This is a genomic window from Nostoc sp. DedQUE07 (assembly GCF_034530975.2).
GTDB lineage: Bacteria > Cyanobacteriota > Cyanobacteriia > Cyanobacteriales > Nostocaceae > Nostoc.
The window spans coordinates 1-25,697 of the sequence record NZ_JAVRCC020000079.1 but is presented as its reverse complement, the minus strand read 5'-3'; the positions used below and the strand labels follow the sequence as shown (position 1 = coordinate 25,697).

General features: G+C 40.9%; 25 protein-coding genes. 14 read left to right on the top strand and 11 right to left on the bottom strand.

Features of this window, described 5'->3' with window-relative positions; all coding sequences use genetic code 11:
- Positions 1 to 369: 369 nt before the first annotated feature.
- A complete protein-coding gene (locus tag RMZ95_RS32170) occupies positions 370 to 1,080 on the top strand; it encodes a hypothetical protein (protein WP_322685911.1) in 711 nt (236 codons plus the stop codon).
- A 100-nt stretch (positions 1,081 to 1,180) separates the two neighbouring features.
- Here RMZ95_RS32170 and RMZ95_RS32165 read toward each other — a convergent pair whose 3' ends face one another.
- From RMZ95_RS32165 to RMZ95_RS32135, 7 genes are all read right to left on the bottom strand, one after another.
- Positions 1,181 to 1,606 carry a hypothetical protein gene (locus tag RMZ95_RS32165; protein WP_322685912.1) on the bottom strand — a complete coding sequence of 142 codons (426 nt, stop codon included), beginning with the start codon at positions 1,604 to 1,606 and terminating at the stop codon, positions 1,181 to 1,183.
- 172 nt (positions 1,607 to 1,778) lie between these two features.
- Positions 1,779 to 1,940, bottom strand: a complete 162-nt coding sequence (locus RMZ95_RS32160) for a hypothetical protein (RefSeq protein ID WP_322685913.1) — start codon at positions 1,938 to 1,940, stop codon at positions 1,779 to 1,781.
- A gap of 255 nt (positions 1,941 to 2,195) precedes the next feature.
- The gene (locus RMZ95_RS32155; RefSeq protein WP_322685914.1) at positions 2,196 to 2,516 is read right to left on the bottom strand and encodes a hypothetical protein; all 321 of its coding nucleotides are present in this window, start codon (positions 2,514 to 2,516) and stop codon (positions 2,196 to 2,198) included.
- Between the two features lie 106 nt (positions 2,517 to 2,622).
- Complete coding sequence (locus RMZ95_RS32150) at positions 2,623 to 2,916, bottom strand: hypothetical protein (protein WP_322685915.1); 294 nt, start codon at positions 2,914 to 2,916, stop codon at positions 2,623 to 2,625.
- A 111-nt stretch (positions 2,917 to 3,027) separates the two neighbouring features.
- Complete coding sequence (locus tag RMZ95_RS32145; protein WP_322685916.1) at positions 3,028 to 3,270, bottom strand: hypothetical protein; 243 nt, start codon at positions 3,268 to 3,270, stop codon at positions 3,028 to 3,030.
- Positions 3,271 to 3,543: 273 nt separating this feature from the next.
- Positions 3,544 to 4,125 carry a BRO family protein gene (locus RMZ95_RS32140; protein ID WP_322685917.1) on the bottom strand — a complete coding sequence of 194 codons (582 nt, stop codon included), beginning with the start codon at positions 4,123 to 4,125 and terminating at the stop codon, positions 3,544 to 3,546.
- 281 nt (positions 4,126 to 4,406) lie between these two features.
- Positions 4,407 to 4,853 (bottom strand): hypothetical protein, encoded by a 447-nt coding sequence (locus RMZ95_RS32135; protein ID WP_322685918.1) that lies wholly within the window; start codon positions 4,851 to 4,853, stop codon positions 4,407 to 4,409.
- 287 nt (positions 4,854 to 5,140) lie between these two features.
- On the opposite strand from RMZ95_RS32135, the gene RMZ95_RS32130 reads away from it, so the two are divergent.
- Both RMZ95_RS32130 and RMZ95_RS32125 read left to right on the top strand, forming a co-directional pair.
- A complete protein-coding gene (locus RMZ95_RS32130; RefSeq protein WP_322685919.1) occupies positions 5,141 to 6,406 on the top strand; it encodes a bifunctional sterol desaturase/short chain dehydrogenase in 1,266 nt (421 codons plus the stop codon).
- A 465-nt stretch (positions 6,407 to 6,871) separates the two neighbouring features.
- A complete protein-coding gene (locus RMZ95_RS32125) occupies positions 6,872 to 7,255 on the top strand; it encodes a nuclear transport factor 2 family protein (RefSeq protein WP_322673920.1) in 384 nt (127 codons plus the stop codon).
- A 230-nt stretch (positions 7,256 to 7,485) separates the two neighbouring features.
- Here the strand turns inward: RMZ95_RS32125 and RMZ95_RS32120 are convergent, their stop codons facing one another.
- Positions 7,486 to 8,829 (bottom strand): cytochrome P450, encoded by a 1,344-nt coding sequence (locus tag RMZ95_RS32120; protein ID WP_322685920.1) that lies wholly within the window; start codon positions 8,827 to 8,829, stop codon positions 7,486 to 7,488.
- A gap of 48 nt (positions 8,830 to 8,877) precedes the next feature.
- On the bottom strand, positions 8,878 to 9,519 hold the full coding sequence (locus tag RMZ95_RS32115; RefSeq protein WP_322673918.1) for a TetR/AcrR family transcriptional regulator: 642 nt from the start codon (positions 9,517 to 9,519) through the stop codon (positions 8,878 to 8,880).
- Between the two features lie 115 nt (positions 9,520 to 9,634).
- Between RMZ95_RS32115 and RMZ95_RS32110 the strand changes: the two genes are divergently transcribed.
- The 6 genes from RMZ95_RS32110 to RMZ95_RS32085 all read left to right on the top strand — a co-directional run bounded on the left by RMZ95_RS32110 (position 9,635) and on the right by RMZ95_RS32085 (position 18,401).
- A complete protein-coding gene (locus RMZ95_RS32110) occupies positions 9,635 to 11,122 on the top strand; it encodes an HlyD family secretion protein (RefSeq protein ID WP_322685921.1) in 1,488 nt (495 codons plus the stop codon).
- The gene (locus tag RMZ95_RS32105) at positions 11,119 to 13,116 is read left to right on the top strand and encodes an ATP-binding cassette domain-containing protein (protein WP_322685922.1); all 1,998 of its coding nucleotides are present in this window, start codon (positions 11,119 to 11,121) and stop codon (positions 13,114 to 13,116) included. Before RMZ95_RS32110 ends, RMZ95_RS32105 begins: the two co-directional genes overlap by 4 nt.
- A gap of 93 nt (positions 13,117 to 13,209) precedes the next feature.
- Positions 13,210 to 14,316, top strand: a complete 1,107-nt coding sequence (locus RMZ95_RS32100; RefSeq protein ID WP_322673915.1) for an ABC transporter permease — start codon at positions 13,210 to 13,212, stop codon at positions 14,314 to 14,316.
- 39 nt (positions 14,317 to 14,355) lie between these two features.
- Positions 14,356 to 15,477 (top strand): ABC transporter permease, encoded by a 1,122-nt coding sequence (locus RMZ95_RS32095; RefSeq protein WP_322673914.1) that lies wholly within the window; start codon positions 14,356 to 14,358, stop codon positions 15,475 to 15,477.
- 360 nt (positions 15,478 to 15,837) lie between these two features.
- Positions 15,838 to 16,905 carry a DMT family transporter gene (locus RMZ95_RS32090; RefSeq protein WP_322673913.1) on the top strand — a complete coding sequence of 356 codons (1,068 nt, stop codon included), beginning with the start codon at positions 15,838 to 15,840 and terminating at the stop codon, positions 16,903 to 16,905.
- 320 nt (positions 16,906 to 17,225) lie between these two features.
- Positions 17,226 to 18,401 (top strand): peptidoglycan-binding protein, encoded by a 1,176-nt coding sequence (locus RMZ95_RS32085; protein WP_322685923.1) that lies wholly within the window; start codon positions 17,226 to 17,228, stop codon positions 18,399 to 18,401.
- 306 nt (positions 18,402 to 18,707) lie between these two features.
- On the opposite strand, the gene RMZ95_RS32080 is transcribed toward RMZ95_RS32085, so the two are convergent.
- Entirely contained in the window at positions 18,708 to 19,163 is a 456-nt protein-coding gene (locus RMZ95_RS32080; RefSeq protein ID WP_322673911.1) for a DUF2141 domain-containing protein, read from the bottom strand.
- Between the two features lie 256 nt (positions 19,164 to 19,419).
- Positions 19,420 to 20,973 (bottom strand): ammonium transporter, encoded by a 1,554-nt coding sequence (locus RMZ95_RS32075; protein ID WP_322685924.1) that lies wholly within the window; start codon positions 20,971 to 20,973, stop codon positions 19,420 to 19,422.
- Positions 20,974 to 21,784: 811 nt separating this feature from the next.
- Here RMZ95_RS32075 and RMZ95_RS32070 point away from each other — a divergent pair.
- The 5 genes from RMZ95_RS32070 to RMZ95_RS32050 form a co-directional block, all read left to right on the top strand.
- On the top strand, positions 21,785 to 22,270 hold the full coding sequence (locus RMZ95_RS32070) for a glutathione peroxidase (protein WP_322673909.1): 486 nt from the start codon (positions 21,785 to 21,787) through the stop codon (positions 22,268 to 22,270).
- 146 nt (positions 22,271 to 22,416) lie between these two features.
- Entirely contained in the window at positions 22,417 to 23,241 is an 825-nt protein-coding gene (locus RMZ95_RS32065; RefSeq protein WP_322673908.1) for an SDR family oxidoreductase, read from the top strand.
- 22 nt (positions 23,242 to 23,263) lie between these two features.
- Positions 23,264 to 24,193 (top strand): alpha/beta hydrolase, encoded by a 930-nt coding sequence (locus RMZ95_RS32060; RefSeq protein WP_322685925.1) that lies wholly within the window; start codon positions 23,264 to 23,266, stop codon positions 24,191 to 24,193.
- Positions 24,194 to 24,270: 77 nt separating this feature from the next.
- A complete protein-coding gene (locus RMZ95_RS32055) occupies positions 24,271 to 25,005 on the top strand; it encodes a glutathione peroxidase (protein ID WP_322685926.1) in 735 nt (244 codons plus the stop codon).
- 392 nt (positions 25,006 to 25,397) lie between these two features.
- Positions 25,398 to 25,697 (top strand): hypothetical protein (locus tag RMZ95_RS32050; RefSeq protein WP_409884325.1); only part of this gene is annotated, 300 nt, incomplete at its 3' end.

Here is a 25,697-nt window from a genome sequence, read left to right as displayed (position 1 = left end):
CCTTGCTACTATCCATATCTGGGTTCAAAGGATTTTATTAGTGGGATAGGTTCAAAATCAGACGGCTTTATGGCGATTTATGAGGCAGGTTTTGAAAATGCCCACTTTCATTGACCGCGTGAACCGCTACAAACACGCTCTAGCAGAAAAAATTATTCTAGAACCTTAAGGTATTAGAAAAACTTTTTCTGCTGGGCACCTCTCATAATGTGCATTACGAGAGAGCATTTGCTGTCGTAAGTACCTTGGCTATGTGTTCACCGTAATAACTCTGTGTAAGTTAAGTATTTTGTTGTGCTTTTTTTTACAAATATTCTATACTTGGTTTAATACTGTTTACATCTCGACTAAAGAAAGAGGTTTTATCAAATGTCATACGATTTAAAATATTCAGCTTTACAATCTTTTTTGAAAGACGCTGCTAAGAGCGGTAGCGTTTTAAATTGTCGACTAGACGCTGAGTATAATACTCTCAAAAACGAGTATGAAAGATTAGTAGGTAATCAGTCTAGTTCTAATGAGTCAACACAAAGTAAATGTTTGTTTGATTACTCTTCAGACGATACCTTGATTACTACCATTAAAGGCGAGTTCCAGGATTCAAATAGTAACTGGAGGATGGTAGAGGTCAGAAAAACTAAAGATGGTCACTTCGCACAAAGTCTTTGCCCAGTAATGTGTACATCCTTCTATGACTCAAAGCTAAACATTACAAAATACTTCCCCTTCAGAGGTGTATTCAGACTAATAGATAACAAGTGGGTGCTTACTGGTGACACTTGCGATGTGCATTGGTTAGAAGCTGTTCAAAACAATATTAGACATCTATATCGTCAGAATTATAACGTCACTATCCAGAGTGAATATGGTGTAACAGGTGCTGCTCAGTGGAGGATAAACGAGATATGGAATACAGGTCTTTGTACTATGGCAGGTTTAACTTGTATTACTCCAGGTTTGAGCCATCATACGGGTGACACGACTATACAACCATTAATACAATTAGTGGTCACTGATAATAACCGAAAAAAAGCTTGGCATAACGTTAAGCCTTTAACGCAACTGACATCGACCAAATAGGTCACTGTCTTGAACTGCCCACAGATTCACACAACCCTAACGAAGTGTCCCCTCAATGATTGCGGTCAACCAAGGGGACATTAATCTGATCTAGATTCCCCTAGCGATCGCTACACCATTTGATTACCGCTTCCCAGAAGCCTTTACTTCCGCCACGCACACTTAGGTCACGGTGACAAGCATTATTGAATGGGTGAACGCGTAAAGTAATGTAATCTCTGATGTCCTTTGGCTTATAGGACAAAGCGATTTTATCCAGTGAAAAGGAAGGATAACACTTATCTCGGAATGCTAGAAGTGCTTTGTTTCTTAGTGCAAGATTTTTACCACAAACGCTTTTTGTGGTAGTTGGAGTAATACCACTAAAATCCTTCACAACACACCTTTCCTCGCGTTCCTTGCTTACCTCAGCATCGTAAGCAGTATCGTTACAGTACATTGATGCATAGTCACAAGCCGCAGGTAATCCATTGGTGCTACTAGAGCCTAGAAAGCTGTTAGTATTGGTGGGTAATAATATTATCATGGTGTTAATTGTTAGACTTTTTTGTTTTGATTTCCCTTTGGTAGTTACGAGCTACCAAAGGGAAGTTTGAGTTAACAGACTGAACGAAATCAATTATTTACAAGACTCACTGAGGCTACAATCCTTCAGGTGTTACCGTTTTGGTAACACCTTTGTTTTTTTTTTGCAATTGTTATCGAGAACCTTCAAGGATTTCATGTTCGCTGCAATAAACAAAAACACCGTCTAAAGTCATACACTTATATCCTGTTTTCCTTGGTAGTTCGGTTACTACCACAAGTTCGTGCCCTTCCCAGGTAAAGGGCATCAAGAAATATATTGTTCTTGCGTTCATACTCTGTTCTCCCTATGTGATATTAGACAAGCAGTTTAACGACGTACTGAGACCGTTTTTTTGTGAATAGCTCCTAGCCATTAGCGTTCACTTTAGTATTCCCAATCATGGGTAATACCCTTCAGTACCCTATATCTGTGAAGTGTCACTCGTAGTGACATAAAAAAATGTCATAAAAATATGTCACTTTCAATGACACTTTGGAAGCATAGGGTATTAGGCTAGAAAAAGACCTAACCAAGGATATTGATTAACCTATAATTTATCCTCCTGTTTATCATTTTCGTTGTCTTGTGCATAAATACTGCTAGCATCAACCCCTAGTCTATTTAGAAGTAATCTAAGCGTTGAAACTAGCTTACGTGCTTGTTCATAACGTGGTGAAGTACTCTTTTCCTCACAAGTCTTTTCCCATGTATCCACCTCTTTTTCTAAATCAATCAAGAGTTGGTAGATATCATCTAATTTGTCAGCGATAGAGGTAGGAACCCACTTCTGTACTAGTTCACTGTTGTATTTCTTTTTTCTACCACCGCCGGAATTACGCTTACCGGATTTTGGTATACCTACAGGCATATATCAAGACCTCATTACTTTTAGAATTTGCTATATATTCCACTAGCGCTAACCAGTGGAATATATTGTTTTTTCAACTTATAGATTGTTGGGAAAATTCAGTTAATTACTTCGTGAGTAACGCTTCATTGAAGATAGACTCTGGTTTCAGGTCATAAAAATACTCGCCAAAGTAATCATATATTGGAGTGCCTTGTTGAGTAGCTGAGACAACAGCAGCAGTGTACTGCCAGTAACTAGACTCAGCATCAACACGATAGACTTGCTCTATGATTACTCCCTTGAAAATTCTTGTATCATTTGAACTATCGCCTACCCATCTAACCACTTGTCCTAGCTTGTGAACCGGAGAGGGAATAGACACGGTTGATGGATGGACTGTAGCTTCATTAGCGGTCATAATAATTTAGCCTCTTGCGTAGTAGTTGTACGTGAGATGGAAGTCGTCATCGTATGAGGTACGAACTCATGCGGTGGCGCATTTTATTGTGTGCGTAAACGAGAGAATCAATCAGTAGTTGAACAAATGACGGTCAGGGTCGTGACCATTGTCTAGGCTGTTGCGAACAACATCAATCTGACTTTTCAGTGATTGATAGGCTTTGTCTAATTCAGAGAACTGCTCAATCATTGTTTGAGGTGTTACCTCACCTGTTAATCCAAAAATATGCCATGCCAGCGATCGCGCTTCAGCGACCAACTCAAATGCATCAGACTGGATGGTTTCCAGTTCGTAATTAGGATGTAATGACACGATATGCTTCCTGATTAGGTGTACTAGGCATTAACAGCGCTATGGAGTCGATGAATCTCTGAATCCCTTGCTGCTTCTGCCTTCCCTTATTTCTATCACAGTAACTTCTGTAACGTCAATGTTTTTGTGATATAAATAAAGCGAATAAGCTGTAACGTATACTACGACTGGAGAAATTCATGTTTGCGGATATCTTGTTAATACTGGTTAGACCCTATTACCCCTGAGTGACATTTTTTAATGACATTTTTAGTGACATAAAAATATGTCATCTCACACACTAAGGTACTTGTTAGCCTGTTTAGCGCGTTCTATTATTTCCTTGGCATCAAGTACTTGCTTTGCTAGTTCGGCGTTAGCGTCAAGTACAGCCTTAGCTTCAGTGAATAACTCCTGTTGAATATTTTGCAGTTCACGCTTCTTATTGGCTAGCTCATTTTCAAGTACCTTAATATCGTGTCGTGCTACTGCTTCGCTGGCTTTCAATTCCGAGAGTCTATTATTGACAACAGGTAAGTGTTTTTGACTGCTGGCGCCATAAGTACCAGTTTTGCGAATGGATGGAATGACTTCTGATGTCAGCCACTTACGAAAACGCTTCGCTTGTGGTTTACGACTATTAAGAATGAGTAGATATAATCCTGACTCGTTAACAGTTGCAACTTGCTGTTCGCCACCTTTGGTGTATATAGTACATACACCCTTTTCGTCTTCATCAAGTTTAGCGAGATTTTGTCTAACGTTCACGATATCAAGTACCGAGCATAAATCACTAGCTACCCACCACGGCTCATCCGCAGTGCCCACAAAACGTATCTCGTGTGACTCAAAACTAAAAATAGATAAATTACTCATTGGTCATTCAATCCTTGTGTATGTATCGTCAGAAGTGTCATGTTTTGATGTCATAAAAAGTGACATATTCAACTGACACAAAAATATGTCACTTTCACACCAAGGGTATTACCTTGCGCTACCACGAATACTTCTGTCGTGTACCGTGTCGAATGCCAATAAAGATTATGCAGCGTATTCCGAATTACTTCTTAAGATAATAGGCAATAGATACCCTTCTGCAAGAATGCTACCTATACATAGCACTCTCGCAGAATGGTATAAACTCCCTCTTTCTATGCTTATCTCATAATTCCCTTTTTAATTACCCTTATTGCATTTTCGTGTGGCTTGTTTAGTCCATTATCCTTAATAATCTTCTCTATCTTTTTCTTGAATTCTGCTTTGTCATCCCCTTGACGCAGTGCTGTTATTATACGTAACCCTTGTACATCGTGAGTCTTAATGCATTCCTCTATCACTCTTGAATAGTCATCGTCTGTCACGAGGAAGCGCCCGAAATCTATGTAAACACCCAATATTTTCTCTGCTATCCGCTTCGCCTCCCGCTTGCCTTGCGGTGCTACCATCTGCCATTTAACTGTCATCACACCTTTACTAGTAATCTTTTTATCCGTAGCTCTTACTATCCAGCTATCACCGATATGTGGACGTGCATCTACCACGCAGGGTAATCCGTGGCAACTAAGTGTTAAAAAATCTGCAATCAATTTTACTTTGTTATCCACTATTATTGGAACTCCTGTTTAATACAAGCTGTATATTTAGATGGAAAACGATTAAATAGATGTTATTACTTACAGGTTATGAACACAATAAAGTTCCCTAGACTTGAGCATTGTTTGAACATTGCTACTGTGTACTAAAAACTACTTAAAAAGGGTATTTTGTACTTAAAAACCGTAGTTTGAGCATTAGGTGAGCATTTTTTACAGCATAAACGCTGAAAGTATTGGTATTACGTTAATTCTTTTATTCCGTGAAGAATGATTAACAAAAACGAGTATAGACAAACATGATAAAAATGCTAGCTGAAAACTTGATAGGAATTGAGACAAGCTTACAAATTAATTGGGTTTGGCTAAATGTCAGCTTACAGTTTGCTAGTTGGGCACTCTTCTCACTTTTACTTGCTGAGATATTGAGAGACAGCTATCATGCTTTGTGTCATCAAGTCAATTGGCTTGCTAAATGGCACAACAAGCACCACATGGCTTATCGCCGCGATTTATCGATAGTTTCTCTGAAAGTTTATCAAGAATCGCAGCTTTATCACGACATTTTAGAGTCGAGTCTACTGCTGCTGGTATTGATAGTCATTGCCTTAATTGGTAAGCAAATGGGGTTATGGCTAGGAGTAGCTTACGCTTGTACCTTTTTGTATGGTGCGTCTGTGCGATATTTTCTAGGAAAAATTGATACAGATTACAACCACCTACCCGGCCCTTTAGAGACAATTCCATCCATTTGGTGGGTGAATCGGTCTTACCATTGGCGACATCATTTTGATGATGTTAACGCCTACTACAGTGGCGTCTTTCCCTTAGTTGATAAAATTTTGGGTACAGGACTATCTCTCAAAGGTAAAACCATCGCTTTAACTGGAGCATCAGGAGCGTTGGGGCAAGCGTTGGTGGCTGAACTTGTCAAGAATAATGCTAAAGTCGTGGCATTAACCACTAATCCAGAAAAATTAGTAGAGCAAGTTGGGGTAAAGGTAGTTTCCTGGCAGTTGGGCAATGAAGCCAATCTGAAGGATAGTTTAGAGAAAGTAGATATTTTAATTATCAATCATGGAGTCAATGTCTACGCCAGCCGCACATCGGAGGCTATCAATTCCTCTTATGAAGTGAATACCTTTTCAGCATTGCGGTTGATAGATATATTTTTGACAACTGTAACAGGGCCACAAGCAAAAGCAACCAAGGAAATTTGGGTAAACACTTCTGAGGCTGAGGTTTCTCCAGCACTGAGTCCGCTTTATGAACTCAGCAAAAGAGCGCTAGGAGATATTGTTACGCTCAAGCGTTTGGATGGGGATTGTGTAATTCGCAAGTTAATTCTTGGCCCGTTTAAGAGTCAACTAAATCCTTATGGAGTGATGTCTGCACAGCAAGTCGCTCGTGCGATCTTATTTTTGGCACGGCGTGACTTCCGAAATATTATTGTGGCAATAAATCCTCTCACCTATCTGCTGTTTCCCTTAAAGGAAACGAGTACGTCACTATACTATCGAGTCTTCAGCCGGACAGCAAAAAGTGAACAGGACTTACACAAATAATAGTCAAAAAGAATGATTTTCAGGTAGTTTGTCAAGTTTAAATTGATAGGTAAGCAAGTTTGTAGTAAAGACTTTAGTCCTTATTTTCTAAGCACTAAAGTGCTTACTACAAACCCTCAAAAGTGAAAGTGATATCATGTCCGGCTAATCACTTATGATTACCGTATCTGTGCAAAAATCCCAAAAATCTCTTTCCCCCAGCAAGAGCTGCCCTTTAAATAATAAGTCTTCAACCAGACATTAGATGAGAGCCTTAGCCGTATCGATATCGAACACCTACTGCTTCAAAGATACAAAGGTGGAGACTATATATAAAACAATTTTCTTTACAACAGAAGAATTAAAAACGGGAAATCCTCTAAATAAACCTGACATCAGGCATGATAGTGTCGATAAAAAAAGCTTCAGCTAAACTCTGTACAATAAATTATTAGTCCTTACTGCATCTGGTTCACCATACCTCTTATGTCAGATCAAAGAGCACCAGAAATCGAACTGCTCCGTGCGGTTTACGCAGCTTTCAACGCGCGAGACATTGACGCTGCCCTTGCCCTCATGACTCCGGACGTGGTTTGGCCGAGAGCGTTTAAAGGCGGTTTTGTTCATGGGCCTGAAGAAGTTCGCGCTTACTGGACGGAGCAATGGAGCGAGATCGATCCGCACGTCGAGCCGGTTTCCTTTTACTTGGAGGAGGGCGGGCGCATTTTGGTCGATGTGCATCAGGTCGTGCGTGACAAGGCTTACGCAGTTCTTGCCGATGAACACGTGGGCCATCGATTCACCTTTGAACACGGCTTGATTCAAGCTATGGAAGTCTGTCCACTTCCATCGTCCACCACAAAGACCTAACCATGCGCAAAGAGCAAACAGGCATTTCTAGGGCGGCCTTCTTCTGTATCCGGGGTGAAGTAAGCATCCGTACAGAAAGTTACGCCCTTGGATTTGATGAGCCGCTTTTAATCCAAGCGTGAGCCACGGAGAAACCTGTACCAATTAATTGAAGTGTGATTTGAATTTTGCCAATTTTTTTGATTTTATTTTCTTATCCTACTCGCACCCCAAGTTCCTCCCAAACAAGTTTATCGTTTTTTAATAGCCATCATCCGAACTCCACCATTAGGAGCAAGGGTAAATCCACGTCGTTGCAGTTTAATAGGTTTATTTTCTACTAAGGTAAGTTGATAATTGGATAAAACTGTTGCAAGGACTAATTTAATTTCTAACTGAGCCAAGGCATATCCTAAACAGCGCCGAATTCCACCACCAAAAGGAATAAACTCCCAAGGGGAATACTGGCGTTCTAAAAAACGTTCGGGATTAAATTGTTGAGGATTAGGATATAAGTCTTCCCGGTAATGCAAGAGGTAGATACTTGGCATTAAAGTTGTATCAGGAGGAAACTGATATCCGGCAATATTTATGGATGATTTGGTAATGCGTGGGAAAAGCCCTGGAAGGACTGGATACATCCGCAGGGTTTCTTGGCAAACTGCGCTTAAGTAAGGAAGTTGGGCAATTTCCATCGGGTTTGGATTTTCTCCCAAGCTGTCAAGTTCCTGCTGCAATTTTAAGAGAACATCTGGATTTTGATGAATTTGATAGAAAGCCCACGCTAGCGTTGTTGCAGTAGTTTCATGTCCAGCAAATAAAATTGTCAGCAATTCATCTTTTAATTCATCGTCGGTCATTGCTTGCCCATTTTCATCCCGCGCTGCCATCATCAAGCTCAGAACATCACCCTGGTGATTATTGTTCTTTGTTCTTTTCTCTTCAATTTCTGCTTGAAGTAGCTGATAAATATGGCTTTGTCTACTTTTCATCTGCCCCCAAGGAGTCCATTTTCCCCAATCTTGTTGTAAGAATCGGAAAAATAGCATACTGGAGCGCAAAGGAGAATCAGTCATATCCAACCAACTAGTAAGTAGAGGTAAAATTAGTTGATAGCGTTTCCCTTCACTTAAACCAAAGACAATTTGTAAAATTACTTGTAGACTAACTTTCTGCATGGCAGAACGAGCCACAAAAGGTTGACCGATTTGCCATTGACTGGCGATTTGCTCGGTAATTAAGCAGATTTGTTGAGCATAAGTCTGTAGCCTTTCTCCATGAAAAGGGGGCATTAATAATTTTCGTTCTCGTCGATGGCGGGCACCATCTATTAACATGAGAGAATTTCGCCCAATCAAAGGTTCTGCAATTTTATTACCACGACCAATATCAAATTTAGAATCTTGACTGAAAATTTCTTGAATGGCTTGGGGACGGCTAATAATTACATAAGAACCGAGTCCACTCAGTTGCATGGAAAAAATGTCTCCATACTCTTGACTATACTTTTGCTGAAATCCAATCGGATCGGCAATCCATCCGATCAGTTGCCACCACGAAGGGCTAATAATGCAATTCGGTAATTGACTAAGCATAATATTTTACCTGTGATTCCACTTGATAATCTCAAACAAATACACCCATTATCCCTGAGTAACCATATTTAGGGACTGGCTCATGACTGCATTGATTAAGCTATCTAGCAAGCGATCGCGTGATAAAGATGTAAGTTCTTTTCCATACAACATTTCTTGTAAAATAACGTAGGATACCAAAGAACCAAAAAAAATCTGAGCCATTGCTTCTGGGTCGGTGATTCCTAATTCTGGATGAGATCCGAAATACTGACTCAGCATTTGCCGACCGCGTAGCACAACGGTTTGAGTATAAAGTTTGGCTAGTTCTGGAAAGTTTTGTGACTCGGTGATAATCAAACGCAATAATGCCAAATAATCGGGATTATCAGCGACTTCGGTTAAATAAATTTTAGCAATTTGACGCAAAAAAATCGCTGGTTCGCCATGTAAATTTTCTGTGCAAAAAATACTTTGAAAACAAGCGAGGGTCAACCGTTCTATCAACGCTTTAAACAGCCCTTCTTTATCTTGAAAGTGACTGTATATTGTTTGCTTAGATACTCTAGCCGCCGCACTAACACGATCCATACTTGTTCTAGCGTAACCCTCCTTCAAAAATACCTGTATAGCTCCTTGCAAGATTTGCTCCTGCTTGGGAGCGATCGCAGGTAAAGTATTTTCTAGTTGAAAAGTAGGGTTTATAAACATGAAAAGTAAACTTTTTGACTTATGTCTTGTCTTATCATACTAGACAGTCTAGTATATGACACAGAATTCAGAATTTTCAATTTACAAAATATTTTTCACAATCCAGGGTGATATCATGACTCAGACTATCCCAACATCCCCGGAAAATTTCAAAGATGCAGTATCGAAGCAGCAAAACCGCAAGAAACCGATCCTTTTAACGATTGGGGTGCTGCTGGTGGCTGGTGGTATTGGCTACGCGGTGTGGCGCTCTCAACCGCAAGTATCACCAAATGTACTGCAAGTTAGTGGACGGATTGAGGGTTATGAAACCGAGATCGGGATCAAGCGTTCTGGAAGAATTGAGACAATTGGCGTGCGGGAAGGGGCAGCAGTTAAAAAGGGGCAAGAGTTAATTAAATTAGACGACACAGACGATCGATTGCTGCAACAACAACTACTTGGTAGTCAAGCGAGAGTGACATCTGCGAGATATGATGAACAGCAAGCAGTTTCAGATGTAGAGCGAGTCACCAGAGAAATTCAAGAAATTAACAGCCAAATTAACGAAGCCAAACTGAATTTACGGCAGTCTCAAGGGGATACCCAAGGAAGAATTGAGCAGGCAAAAGCAAATGTCGCAGCAGCCAGAGCCACATTAGTACAAGCACAGGCGCAAGTTAAACAGGCAGCAGCAGAAGTTAATTTAGCAAAAATCAACCGCGATCGCTATGCCCAATTGGTAAAAGAAGGGGCAGTCAATCAACAACAATTCGATCAAGCCCAAACTACTTTAGATACTGCGATCGCAACCCTAGAAGCACGAGTTGCAGCAGTTAATGCCGAACGCCAGCAATTACAAGCTACATCAGGAGCGTTAACTCAAGTTAAAACTACAGGTTTCAATCCTGATATTCGCAACGCCCAGTTAACAGCATTAATCAGAAAGCAGCAGCAAAGTTATGCTGAACTTAAATCTGCACAGGCAAAAGTCAACTCTGCCCGTGCCAAAGTGAAAGATGCCCAAGCATCAAATCAGCAAATCCTCACCCAGATTGCAGACTCCAAAAAAGATTTAAATGTAGTTAGTCCTTTAGATGGAGTAGTGACAGCCCGTAATGTCGAACCAGGTGCAATAGTTAGCAGTCAGACTAATATTTTGACAATTGTTGACCCGAAAACAGTATATTTTAGAGGTTTTATTCCCGAAGGCGATATTGGCAGAGTGCGTTTAGGACAAACAACAAAAATTTTCATTGATTCTGCACCAAAGAAACCATTAGAGGGTAAAGTAATTGCCATCGATCCGCAAGCTTCATTTACACCAGAAAATATTTACTTTCAAAAAGATCGAGTCAGGCAAGTAGTAGGAATTCGGATCAAAGTTCAAAACCCTGATAGTTGCTTTAACCCCGAAAAACCTTATAGGGAATCAGATTTACCCTGCGCCAAAATGGGGATGCCAGCAGATGCCGAAATTAGTTTGAAGGCAGGAGGCAGGGGGCAGGGGGCAGGGGGCAGGGGAGCAGGGGAGCAGGGGAGCAGGGGAGCAGGGGAGCAGGGGGGGCAGGATAGCGCAGTGGTAGCGAGTCCGCAAGCGGTGGCAGGAGGTAGAAGGGAATGAAACAGCAAATTACTACTTTCTCTCGAAATTTACCCTCATCATCTAATCTGCCAACTACAGCAATTGAAGTTCGCGGTTTGCACAAGCACTATGGAAACTTAGCTGCTGTGCGAGGAATTGATTTGAGTGTCAATAAAGGTGAAATGTTTGGACTAATTGGCCCTGATGGTGCGGGGAAAACTAGTACATTTCACATTTTGGGCGGTGTGATGGAAGCAACGGCGGGGGAGGTGCAAATATTTAATCAACCTGCACGAGATGCCCGATTAATTACAGGTTATCTTACTCAACAGTTTTCGCTGTATTTGGATTTGAGTATTGATGAAAACTTGCGTTATGCAGCAGGGTTGCGGCAAGTAGCAGATGATTTATTAAAGGAACGCCGCAATAAATATTTAAAATTAATGAATTTAGAGCGATTTGGCGATCGCTTAGTGGGACAACTTTCTGGTGGAATGAAACAAAAACTGGCGCTGTGTTGTGCTTTGGTTTCGCAACCAGAAGTATTGTTACTAGATGAACCTACCACGGGTGTCGATCCAGTTTCCCGGCGGGAGTTTTGGGATGTGCTGGGGGAATTATCAGCCGAGGGGATGACAATTGTAGTTGCGACACCATATTTAGACGAAGCTGAACGCTGTCACCGCGTGGCTTTGATGTACAGTGGGCAAATTCATGAAATTGGTACACCCAAAGAGTTACGGGCTAACTTAGGCTTGCATCGCTTAGAAGTGCGAACAGCCAACCTGGAAGCTACAGAAGAAATACTCTCCCAGGCTACTCAGACAAATATAGTAGATGTGCAAACTTTTGGCGATCGCTTGGATGTCCTCGTTGAAAATATAAATTCTGGCGAAACCCAAGTCCGCGAACTACTGCAACAACATCACTTACCTTCTCCCAGTATCGAACATGGCGAACCCACATTAGAAAACGTTTTTGTCACGCGTCTGCGACAACAAGGTTCCGCGCCGCAATTTTTTCCGTTTCCCCGTTATCGGAAGAGGGGACAAGGGGACAAGGGGACAAGGGGACAAGGGGACAAGGAGACAAATGCTTTATTTGCGTCTTCACTGGCGATATATGCTCGCAATCTCAGCCGGGTTTTTGGCAAGTTCCAAGCCGTTAAAGATGTCAACGTCGAAGTTCGTTATGGGGAAATCTTTGGCTTGTTAGGTGCTAATGGTGCTGGCAAAACTACCACCATTAAGATGCTGTGTGGATTACTAGAAGCAAGCGGTGGTGAAATTTCTTTGGGTGGTGAGACAGGAAATCTGCGTAGTGCAGACTTACGGCGACGCATTGGTTACATGAGTCAAAAATTCACTCTTTACGACGATTTAACTATTTTGCAAAATCTTGAATTTTATAGCGGAGTTTATGGCGTACCTCGCAAACTTCGACGGGAAAAAATTGATTGGGTAATTGCTACCTGTGGCTTAGAAGGACAAGCAAATATGATTACAGGACAGCTACCAGGTGGTTGGAAACAGCGAGTTGCTTTCGGTGCTTGCGTGATGCACGAACCAGATATTTTATTTTTAGACGAACCAACATCGGGAGTAGATCCGTTGGCGCGTCGCCAGTTTTGGAAGCTGATTAATGACTTCGCCCGCAACGGTACAGCCATTTTAGTGACAACGCACTATCTAGAAGAAGCTGAACAGTGCAACCGGATGAGTTTTATGGTTGCAGGAGAAACCGTCGCCGAAGGTTCACCCAGTTCTGTCAAAGCCTCACAACCGGGACAACTAATAGAAATTATTGTTAATCAAAACCAAGTAGCTTCTAAAATACTAAAACAACACTTTGAGTCTTGGCGCGTCTCGATTTTCGCTGATAGTTTACACGTTGTTCTCGATCGTCCCGAACAGGAAATAAATCAACTTACTCAACTTTTAAAAGCTAATCAAATTACCATCAATTCTTTACGTCCGATTCCTTTTTCATTAGAAGATGCCTTTATTGGTATAGTACAGCGATCGCCAAAATAGAAAAACTCTGTAATAAAATTATACTTCAAACTTCTTGGCGTTTAAAAACACTATGATTTTAGCCAAAGTAATATTTAATATATATGAAACTATATGAAACGAATTCTTGCTCAATGTGTAAAAGAAATAGCTCAATTTCGCCGCGATCGCCTGACGTTGGCACTAGCATTTTTATTACCATTCATTACCTTAATAGTTTTTGGATTTGCTATTAGATTAGAGAGTAAAGATATTCCTTTAATTGTGCAAGATTTTAACCGCACAAACCTAAGTAATAGCTATATTGAAAGATTGTATGCCACCAATCAATTTGTGCCAAAACAATGGTCTGGTGGCAATCCTACACGCGATGCTATAGATAAAGGAATTGCTAAAGTCGCAGTAATTATTCCGCCGGAATTTAGCCGTGATATTCAAGCAGATAGAAGTACAAATGTGCAAGTATTGATCGATGCCACTGATGTTAATAATGCTCGTGTAATTAGAAATAACATTCAAAGAGTGACAAACTTTTTTATGCAAGAGCATGGACTGCTACCTGCTACTAATAGTATTACAGCACGAACGCGTCTATGGTTTAATCCTGGGAGATTAGAATCGCTGTATATTGTGCCAGGAACTTACGGAGTTATACTGTGGATTTTTCCTTCATTGCTCTCTGCGATCGCAATGGTACGGGAAAAGGAAAAAGGGACAATTTTACAAGTCTACGCTTCTAGTATTAGTGGCACTGAACTTTTACTTGGTAAAGGATTAGCATATCTATTAATTGCCATCCTTGAAACATTAGTAGTTATGGTATTAGGCTCAATTATTTTCCAAGTCGGTATAGTTAGCAACCCCATAACATTAGTAGTTGGCACTTTATTATTTCTGACAGATAGCGTTTTTTTTGGATTACTTTTAGGAGTCCGTAGTAGTAACCAAAATGCTGCTGTACAAGGCGTTTCCCTCGTAGGTTTTATCACATCATTATTACTATCAGGTTTTATTTATCCCCTCAACAATATTCCTTTCCCTTTATCACTACTACCTAACATAATTCCGGCGCGTTATTACATCGATATCACTCGTGATGCCTTCGTGCGTGGTACGGGATTTGGCGGAGTTTGGTTTGATTTGCTCATGCTTGCAGCTTTGGGATTAGTGTTTTTCAACGTATCACGCCGAGTTTTAAGCCGAATGCAATTACCAAATTAATCTTCCTGTATTTTATGTAGTTTGAGAAAAAGTAACTTTATGAAACTTATTCAGCGATTATTTGATAGTTCATTTTGGGCATTAGTGCGGAAAGAGATTAATCAAATTCTCCGCAATAAGCAATTAATTGTTTTATTAGTTGTCCCGCCAACAGTCCAATTATTGTTGTATGGTTTTATCCTCAATCCCGACGTTCATAACTTACGATTAGGTATCATTGACTATGCCAACGTCAGCGCTAGTCGAGAATTAGTTTCAGCCATGACATCAAATCGAATTTTCACCTTAGAATCTGTACCAAGCAGTGAAAAAGCATTGAGTCGTCAGGTAGAAGAAGGAAAGCTAGATGTCGGGGTAGTAATTCCTCCTAATTTTTCGCGTCAACTGGCACAAAAATCAGCAGAAATTCAAGTATTTATTGATGCAGTAAATGCGAATACAGCCGGAATTGCCGGAAATTATATGAATCAAATCATCCAGCAATATAATCTGCAATTAGCCCAAGGTCAAGCAAGTCCCCCAGTTTCACCTGAAGTTGTATTCCTTTACAATCCTGGACTGACAAGTAGTTGGTTTTTTGTCCCAGGAGTTATGGGTTTAGTTTTAACCTTAATTGGCACATTAGTATCAGCAATTACAGTTGTTCGGGAAAAAGATACCGGAACTTTAGAACAATTATTAATGACTCCGGCTGCTAACTGGCAAATATTACTATCAAAAATCGTCCCTTTAGCATTTTTATTAATGGGAGATGTTTTATTAGCTATCACTTTAGCAACAGTAATATTTCATGTACCATTTCGAGGTAGTTTTCTGCTATTTTTGGCTCTATCAAGTATGTATGTATTTGTCGGGATTAGCTTGGGTATTTTGTTAGCTACTGTGAATAGTTCGCAACAACAGGTAGTTTTGACAGCTTTCTTTATTAATTTACCAATGGTACAAACTTCTGGAGCGATCGCACCCATTGAAGCCATGCCACCTTTGTTTCAACTTTTATCCCTACTCAATCCCCTGCGCCATTACATTGCGATCGTTCGAGGTATTTTGCTCAAAGGTGTTGGCTTAGATGTACTGTGGATGAATGTTTTGGCTTTAGTCGCTTTTGCTGTTGTTTTATTAACTATTAGTGTTAGTAAGTTTCGCAGTCAATTAAGCTAAAAAACGATTTACAGCGTATTTCTGGTACAAGCGATCGCACTACTACAGCATGGCGTAAATAAACATACCCTTCGGGTGACGCTCCTGCGTCGCTAACGCTACGCTAACACCAGTCGCCTGCGGAGGGAAACCCTCCCGCAGCGCTGGTTCACCATTTCAAACGGCGCAAAAAGCTCAGAATATAATTCTTTTGACTTTTGACTTCCGCCTTGCGTAGGCTCAGGCTGGAGAGTTTTACCGTCTCCAAAACGCTAGGCGATGGTGCAAAACACCCAGCAAAGGCGATCGCAAAACTACATAATTCGGTAAAATTGGGTAAAGCAATTTTTGCGCTTGTTAAACAAAGGCATCAGCAAACCCATGCAACTGAAACTCAGTGCATCTCGACTTCCCTTCGCCCCCCTCTTGTTAATCGCCCCCTTTTTCCTATGGGGGACGGCAATGGTAGCCATGAAAGGAGTGATACCCCATACCACACCGCTATTCATGGCAGGTGTGCGTCTGATACCAGCAGGGATGTTAATTCTGATTGCAGCAGCATTCATGGGTAAACCCCAGCCGAAGGGTTGGGCTGCATGGCTGTGGATTGCCTTATTTGCCCTAGTAGATGGGACGCTGTTTCAAGGTTTTTTGGCGGAGGGATTAGTCAGAACTAGTGCAGGGTTGGGGTCTGTGATGATTGACTCGCAACCCTTGGCTGTTGCCTTGCTGTCGTTGTGGCTATTCCAAGAACAGATTGGTTTTTGGGGATGGCTGGGGCTAGGCTTGGGAGTCACAGGCATTACTTTAATTGGCTTACCTGATGAGTGGATTTTACATTTTCTCGACTCAGGCGCAAATATGACAATCGGCAACTGGCAAGATTTATTTGCTAGTGGCGAGTGGTTAATGCTGTTAGCAGCACTATCAATGGCAGTGGGAACAGTGTTGATTCGATTTGTGTGCCGACATGCTGACCCTGTAAGCGCTACAGGATGGCACATGATTTTGGGCGGATTGCCGCTATGGGGAATTTCATCAGTTGTTGAATCTCAGCAGTGGGAGAATCTGGGAGGATCTGATTTCATGGCCTTAGGTTATGCTACCGTATTTGGCAGCGCGATCGCTTATGGGTTATTCTTCTACTTTGCTTCTAGTGGCAGTCTCACAAGTCTTAGTTCTCTCACCTTCCTAACACCCGTCTTTGCGCTACTATTCGGCAATCTTTTCCTCTCAGAAGTCCTCAGTCCGTTGCAGTGGGTAGGAGTATTTCTCACTTTAATCAGCATCTATCTCATCAACCAACGTGATACTTTAGGAGGACAAAACGACAAAGTTACTGTCGGCGAGATAGCTAATATACAGCAACCAGTTTTAGAAGCATCTGCTAACAAATTGAACCCCATCAGCCTAGCAGTTAGAGAATCGGAACCAGAAATTTTACCCTAACTTGTTAAAATAATTCTTAATTAGTAATTAAGTAAGGGATGAGGGAGAAATCAATTAAAAATGACGCTCTCTACGAGACGCTGCGCGAACGCAGACTCGCTAACGCTGCGCTAACAAAATTTAAAATTTAAAATTAAAGAACTTCTGCCTGGTTGTTGAGTTTCGACTACGCGGCAGTTGAGCGTAGTCGAAACACTGCCTTCTGACTCTTTTTTCCCAATTCCCAATTCCCAATTAAAAATGACAGTTAACATTTGGTCGTCTAGAAGCTATTGTGGTATCGAAGATTTAAAAAGCACGTTCAGGCTGGAACTTGCAATATGAGGCTATGCCGTTCCTCAATTCTGATATTTACCTGTTTTTCTTGCGTGGGTTTTTACCCAAATCGCTCAAGTGCAGCTACACCTAACCTAGCGCCTGAAATTTTAGAACTTGCACAAGCTAGTTCGACAGTTACTGCTAGTCCGGCTGTTTTGAAATATGGTAGTCGAAAATCAGATGTGCAGAGACTACAAACCCAATTAAAGCAGTTGGGGTACTACAGGGGCGTGGTAGATGGACAGTATAACGCCAGTACAGAAATCGCTGTAGCTAAATTCCAGAAACTAAAGGGTTTAAAATTAGATGGGATTGCTGGCCCGGCGACTCAGGAGAAACTGCAAGCAGCAATAGAGGCGAAAAAGCAGTTTTTCACCTCTCCAATAGTTACTCCTCCAAAAGTTACCTCTTCAATAGTTACCTCTATTGCTCCGACTTCGGCAAATCCCAAAGCACCTGAGAGAGGTTTTGTCTGGTGGTTACTATTGGCCATTGGAGTTTTAGGATGTAGTGGCGCACTTTTTTATCTGCTGAGGTCGTTTCAAAAGGCCAAGCAAGTGCAAAAGTCCGAAATATCAGAGCCTAAAAGCTTGAGTGAAGCTAACAAAGAACCGATTACACCACCTTTACTGGAGACTGTCACTATTCTACAAACACCTCCACCACCACCAACATTTTCCACAGAATTACTGTTACCAGAAAAAACTTCCCGTCTTGCTAAACTCAATATCGTTGAGGAATTAATTCAAGATTTGCGTAGTTCTGACCCAACGAAGCGGCGCAAGGCTATTTGGAATTTGGGTCAGCAGGGAGATTCGCGGGCAATTCAACATCTGGTTGACCTGATAATTGATGCTGATTCTCAAGAAAGCAGCTTAATTTTGGCAGCTTTGTCAGAAATTGGCATCCGCACACTCAAACCAATGAACCGTGCTTTAGCAATTTCAATTCAAGATGAAAGTCCACAAGTGCGGCAAAATGCGATCCGTGACCTGACGCGCGTTTATGACATGATGGGTCAAATGACTCAGATGTTGCACCATGCGCTAGAAGACCCAGATGCCGATGTGCAAGCAACAGCACGATATGCTTTGACTCAGATGAATCGAATACAAATACGTGACTTGCCAAAGCAACAGAGTCTACAGGAAGATTCTGATAATGATTCACAACAATAGAGATTGGTAGTGTACCCAATACTTCTGGCTTTGTGCATTTTTAATTAAGAATTGGATTTTGGAAAAGTTTACTGGGTTTGGGTTATATCATATCCGCATAATTAGTTATGCTAACCACAGTCATTACACCCCACCCCCAACCCCTCCCTGCTCTTCGGGAGGGGAGACAAGGCGTAGCTTTGGCGGGGTGGGGTTCTTCGGATTTAATAAGCAATCAAGCGGACATGATGTTAAAGATTTTTTCTTCTCCTTTTTCCCAAAACCCAAGAAGTATTGGCAGTGTACCAAGCTGAATCTGCTGTCAGCTTAAAAATATTTCAACTGGATGTGGATACTAGTATCTGGCCCTGCCACTAAAAATGCTGCTTCGTTAAATTTAGGCGCTCTTGTGCGAATTTCTGGGTTGCTGGAAAATCCAAAACCTTCCCTTGGTATACCAAAAAGATTGGTATTGAGAGTGCGGTCATTATTTTGATCGTGGAAGACAGCAACGGCATAACTACCTGCTTTCAAGTTATTAAAGGTAAGTGGTAAAGGATTTTCAGTAATCTTGGTACACTGCTTTTGTAAGCCGCGATCGCCATCGCTAGGAAATCCTTCACTGCTAGCAAATATACTGGCACATACTTGTCCTTGTTCATTCTTCAAGCCATCAATTTCCACGGTGAGTTTGCCGTTAAAATTTGCTTTGGCACTAAATGACCATGCCAAATTTCCCATAACTGCCAATAGCAGCAGACTAACTCTTAAGCCTTTAAGCATAAAATTTTTACAAGGTAAAATGCGATCGCTAAATTATTGAAGCAGGCAGAGGACAGGAGGCAGTGTTTCGACTACGCGGCAGTTGAGCTTAGTCGAAACTCAACAATCAAGCAGGAGGCAGAGGGCAGGAGGTTTTATACTCCCTACTTTCCCTCGCTTGGGTAGAGAATTTTGCAAAATCAGTTCAATCAACTAATGGTGTATTGGTAGCTCAAATTAAGAATATGCCAGAGGGTGAGCTAAAGAAATATTTTCCCTAATATTTCCCAATTGAACTTTGTTCATCAGAAAATACCGTTGCATCACCTTCTTTAAGAAATCCACTATAGGCTTCCATACCGTGTTCGCCAATATCCAAACCTTCTAATTCCTCTTCTTTAGATACTCTAATACCTAAAGTAGCTTTTAGTGCCAACCAAAAAATACTACTGAGTAAAACAGTAAAGCCAGCTACTGAGAGAACGCCCAGCAACTGAATGCCAAACTGTCCAAAGCCACCACCGGAAAATAAACCTTTTTCTGGCCCACGTGTATACCAGGTAAAAACACCAGGGCCAACAGACCATAGACCAACTGCTAGAGTTCCCCAGATACCACAAACTAAGTGAACTGAGGTAGCTCCCACTGGGTCATCAATGCCAAGTTTGTCAAAGAATGTTACAGAGAAAACTACCAGTACCCCAGCAATAAAGCCAATTACTAAAGAACTAGCGACACCTACGTAAGCACAAGATGCTGTAATCCCAACCAAACCAGCCAAAATACCATTGATAATCATTGAGAGGTCTGGTTTACCTAAGTACAACCAAGCTGTGATGGTGGCGGCAATTCCACCGCCAGCAGCAGCCATGTTAGTAGTTAGAGCAATATGAGCGATCGCACCAGGATCGGCAGCCATGACAGAACCGGGGTTGAAACCAAACCAGCCCAACCACAAAATCAAACAGCCCAAAGTAGCAATACTCATGTTGTGACCGGGCATTGCTACAACTTGCTTGTTTTGATATTTTCCAAAACGGGGGCCAAGAAATGCTGCTCCCATCAAAGCTGCCCAGCCACCTACAGAGTGAACCACCGTAGAACCAGCAAAATCCCAAAAGCCTCTATCTGCTAGCCAACCACCACCCCAAATCCAATGTCCAGTAATGGGATAGGCAATACCTACAAGTAAGAGGCTAAAAATTAGGAAGTTAACAAACTTAATCCGTTCGGCGACTGCACCAGAAACGATTGTTGCTGCTGTTCCAGCAAATACTAGCTGGAATAAAAACTTGGCTGCTAAAGGTACACCAGCCCAATTAATGGCACTGAAGACACCTTTATAAGCGTCTGCTGTGGCGGGACTGTTATCTACTCCTTTTAAGAAAAACCCATTCAATCCAATGAAGTCATTGCCATCACCGAACATGAAGGCAAAACCGATTGACCAAAAGGCAACGGTAGACAGAGCAAATACAATCAAGTTTTTGGAAAGAACATTGACAGCATTTTTCTGGCGACAGAAGCCAGTTTCTAACATACAAAAACCAGCGTTCATGAAGAATACTAAAAAAGCAGCGATCGCTACCCACAATGTGTCAATAGCAATTTTGAGTTCTGCTGTCGTTGGCGCTGCGGCTGGAGTTTGGGCAACTGCGGCATAACCCCAACCCAACACAATCAGACAAGCGATAGGTAAACAAGCTTGCCAACTGGGAGAAAGTCGCTTAATCAAATTAAATAGCTTGACTTTAGAGTTAGATTGTGAGTTTATAACGTAACTTTTTGCAGACAAATGCCTATTTTTTGTTTTCGATTTTTGTTTGTACATGAATTTGAGCATCATCCTCCAAACCATTCTTAAAAAAGGTAAAAAGCAGGTTAAGCAGAAAAAAATTCTGTCCGAAATTAGATCCAATGGGTTTTGATGTTTTTCCTTTAGACAACTTGTTGAAAAACCAGAAACTCAAATAACCTTAGTAGGAGTTTAAAAAATTATTGGCACATCTGTAAATATTTTTTATAGTTCTTTGTAAGAAATTTACGATCTATTTTCGCAAAGAGTCAAGTCTTCTTCACTTAATCTTTAATGTTTGAAATAAGTTGACTGAGAAAGCGCCCAAAATTGTCTCGAATAATGTCAATAAAAAATCAGGTAGAAAGAACTACCCTAAAATGGCTCTTTTAAGCTAACAATGTGATTTTTAGCTCTATTCACTATCAAAACCAAAAAACTGTATCATAAAATACAGTTTTTTGGTTTTTGTGATGAAATATAATTCATGATGCAACAAAAAAGTAACTATATTCTTTCTAGCTACCTATTTTCCAAAATCATAAATTGGAGAATTCAGGATGTTGTTAACTTTTGATACAAAGAGTCAATTCTTTGTGAGTTTCAACCTAGATCGATTCATCGCTGCACTCAAAACTTAGTATTAAAAGCAACGTAAATTTAACGTATTTATGCTGAAACAGTAGCTTTACCGAACTATTTATCCAAGATACAGGGTTTTGCAACTACACGACTCACATAGAATTGTTACAACAAGTCTAACAAACCTAATTTCCTTAAAGAAACCGAGTTTAGAGTACCTGTAATATGGGAAACTTGGCAATATTCCCTATCAATCAGATTTCAGATGAATAACACAATTTCGGATATTGCAGTCCAGACCATCAACGGTGAAGATAAGCAATTAAACGACTACACCGATAAGGTACTCTTAATTGTAAATGTGGCTTCCTTCTGCGGTTATACTTCTCAATACGAGGGGTTAGAAAAGTTGAACCAAAAGTATGGAGAAGCAGGTTTACGTATTTTAGGGTTTCCTTGTAACGATTTTGGTGCGCAAGAACCAGGAAGCAATGAAGAAATTGTGCAATTCTGCACGAGTAAATATGGTGTTACCTTTGAACTATTTGATAAAGTTCATGCCAAAGGTTCACAGCAGCATCCACTTTATGAGCGACTTACTAAAGCTGTTGAGCCAACGGGAGCTGTTGCTTGGAACTTTGAAAAATTTTTAGTTAATAAGCAAGGTGAAGTGGTAGCTCGATTTAATAGTAGTGTCCAGCCAAATTCACCAGAAATAATTGCCATAATTGAGAAAGAATTAGCGAAATAGTCATTTGTCATTTGTCATTTGTCACTAAATCAAAATTTTTGTACTATTGACTGTTAGCTCTGGACTGTTAAAATTATTTACTTCCAGACAGTTAATTGAGAAAATCGGCTCAATGAGTAGTTTAATTTATTTGTGTCTAATTTGTCATGAACGTTGCAATCATTGGTTGTGGTTATGTTGGTTATAAAGTTGCTCAATATTGGCAGCAAGATATGAATTTTGCTGTTAGTGTAACCACAACTTCTCCTGAGCGTGTCCCCGCCCTACAATCAGTATCTCAAAGAGTTGTAGTTACCAGTGGTAATGACATAGATGGTCTAAAATCAGTTTTGCACAATCAAGATGTTGTACTTTTAAGTGTTGGGGCAAAAAATAGGGAAGTTTATGAAAAAACTTATCTACAAACTGCCCAAACTTTAGTTTCGTGCTTACAGCAGATTAAGAGTGTAAAACAGTTAATATACACAGGTAGTTATGCCGTATATGGTGACAGGAATGGTGTATGGGTAGATGAAGAAACACCGCTTGCACCCGCTAATTTAAATGCCCAAATCCTCTGCAAAACAGAAGAGGTGTTGCTATCGGCATCTAGCGAAAATCTCCGTGTTTGTATATTCCGCTTAGGAGGAATCTATGGAACTGGTAGAGAACTGTTGAAAATATTTGGTAGCTATTCTGGTACAACCCGTCCGGGCAATGGTGAGGATATCACAAATTGGGTTCATCTAGATGATATTGTTAGTGCGATAGAATTTGCCCGTCACCGTCGTTTGCAAGGAATTTACAATCTGGTAGATGATGCACATCTCACCAGTCGAGACTTGCTAGATAGCTTATTTGAAAAACATAATTTACCCAAAGTAGAATGGGATACATCTATCAAGAGTACTCGTCCCTATAATGCTTGGGTGTCGAATGAAAAGCTCAAAGAAGCTGGATACGAATTGATTCATCCACAGATGATTTTTTAGTAGGTATTAAAAACTAGGAATTATGCAACCATCTGCTGTAGCTAACACAACTAATTTGACAGCATCTCCTAGCCAGTTTTACAGTTGGCAGAATTATCGTTGTGCCTACGAAGTACATCAACCAATTAATACAACATCTGAGGGCATTCCTTTACTATTAATTCATCCGATTGGCGTGGGATTGTCGCGGCGATTTTGGCAACGATTTTGTCGCGAGTGGTATAGTACAGGTCAGCGTAATTCAATTTATAACCCTGATTTACTAGGATGTGGTGAAAGTGATATGCCCCGTATAGCTTACACTCCTAGTGATTGGGCAGAACAGTTGCAGTCCTTTTTACAAACAGTAGTCCAAAAACCTGTTATTGTTGTAGTGCAAGGCGCTTTATTGCCAGTTGCTATTCAATTAGTCCAAAAGGAATCAAATTTAATTGCCGGACTGGTACTTTCTGGGCCGCCAACGTGGGCTTTGATGACAAATAAACCACCAAAATGGCAGGAAAAATTTCTTTGGAATGTATTAGATTCGCCTTTTGGCAGTGCTTTTTATCGCTATGCACGCACTCCAAAATTTTTACGTTCTTTTTCAATTCGTCAACTCTTTGCTTCTGAAAATGCGGTGGATGCAGAGTGGTTAAATACATTGCTTGTAGGTGCAGAAAATCCTGCAAGCCGCCATGCAGTGTTTTCTTTTTTAGCAGGGTTTTGGCGTGATGATTATACTAGTTTTATGGCCTCTATTCATCAACCAACATTAATAGTTATGGGCGAAACTGCATCGAGTATTAGCCAAGACAATAAAAAAGAAACGCCAGATGAACGCTTGGCTCATTATCTTGCTTGTTTCCCTAAAAATAGAGGTATAAAAATAAACGGACGTAATGTTTTACCCTATGAATCAACCACTGAATTTGTAGGAGCGATCGCGACCTTCATTAATGAAGTTTCTTAGACGATTGATAGTTACATTGTACCAGTTCTCCCATGATAGGTTATGACTGGAATTGATTACTAAAGGCAAGCAAAATTATGTTACCCAATCATCGAGGACAAAGAGTACCCAATGTCACTTTTCATACTCGCAAGAACGACCAGTGGGTGGATGTGACAACCGATGAGCTATTTGCTAATAAGACAATAGTTGTCTTCTCTTTACCAGGTGCTTATACTCCGACTTGTTCATCTACTCATCTTCCTGGCTACAACGAATTAGCTCCAATTTTCAAACAGAATGGTGTCGATGACATTATCTGTATTTCTGTTAATGATGCCTTTGTGATGAACGAATGGGCAAAGGATCAAGAAGTAGAAAATATCACACTAATTCCTGATGGAAATGGAGAATTTACTGAAGGTATGGGTTTATTAGTAGATAAATCAGACCTGGGGTTTGGGAAGCGATCGTGGCGTTATTCTATGCTGGTGAGAGATGGTGTAATTAACCAGATGTTTATTGAACCAGAGGAGCCAGGAGATCCCTTTAAGGTGTCCGATGCTGAGACAATGCTTAGATACATTAATCCCCAAGCAGTTAAGCCCGAAGTAGTTTCCCTGTTTGCGAAAGTGGGTTGTCCTTACTGTGCCCGTGCTAAGGCAATGCTCAAGGAACATGGCATCAATTACGAAGAAATTACCTTGGGCAAGGATATCACCACGCGATCGCTAAAAGCAGTTGCGGGTGCAACAACAGTTCCCCAAGTATTTATCGATGGTAAATTAATTGGTGGTTCTGAGGCATTAGAAGCCTACTTCGCTGCTAAATAGGGTTGAGTAGGGTTGCAATACTGCATAGGTTTTGCTTAAAAAATAGAAATGTGTAGTGGCGTGTCAAGACTAAAATGTTGCAATAAATTTTCTTGTGGGGCGGGCATCTTGCCCGCCAATTAGGACGGGCTAGAAGCCCATCCCACAAGAGTTTGCTAATGCACAAATTTAGCCTTGCCACGCCAGTAGTAGCGTGGCAAGCTTGAAATAATGTATTAGATGTAGGTTGGGTGGAGCGGAGCGCAACCCAACATATATAAGGATATTGGCTTTGGCAAAGCCTCCAACGCCACTTGCTACAACGCGGGGAACCCGCAAGAGCGCTGTGGCTTCCCAACCTACAATTTTTTTGCAACTCCCCCTAAACCCTTGTCTTCCTTAACTGAACCATATTGCTATATAAGCAGATACCTCGAAATCGTTTTGAGGTACTTCAAAGTCGTTTCGAGGTACTTCAAAGTCGTTTTGAGGTACTCCAAAGTCGTTTCGAGGTACTTCAAAGTCGTTTTGAGGTACTTCAAAGTCGTTTCGAGGTACTTCAAAGTCGTTTCGAGGTACTTCAAAGTCGTTTCGAGGTACTTCAAAGTCGTTTTGAGGTACTTCAAAGTCGTTTTAAGGTACTTCAAAGTCGTTTTGAGGTACTTCAAAGTCGTTTTGAGGTACTCCAAAGTCGTTTTGAGGTACTCCAAAGT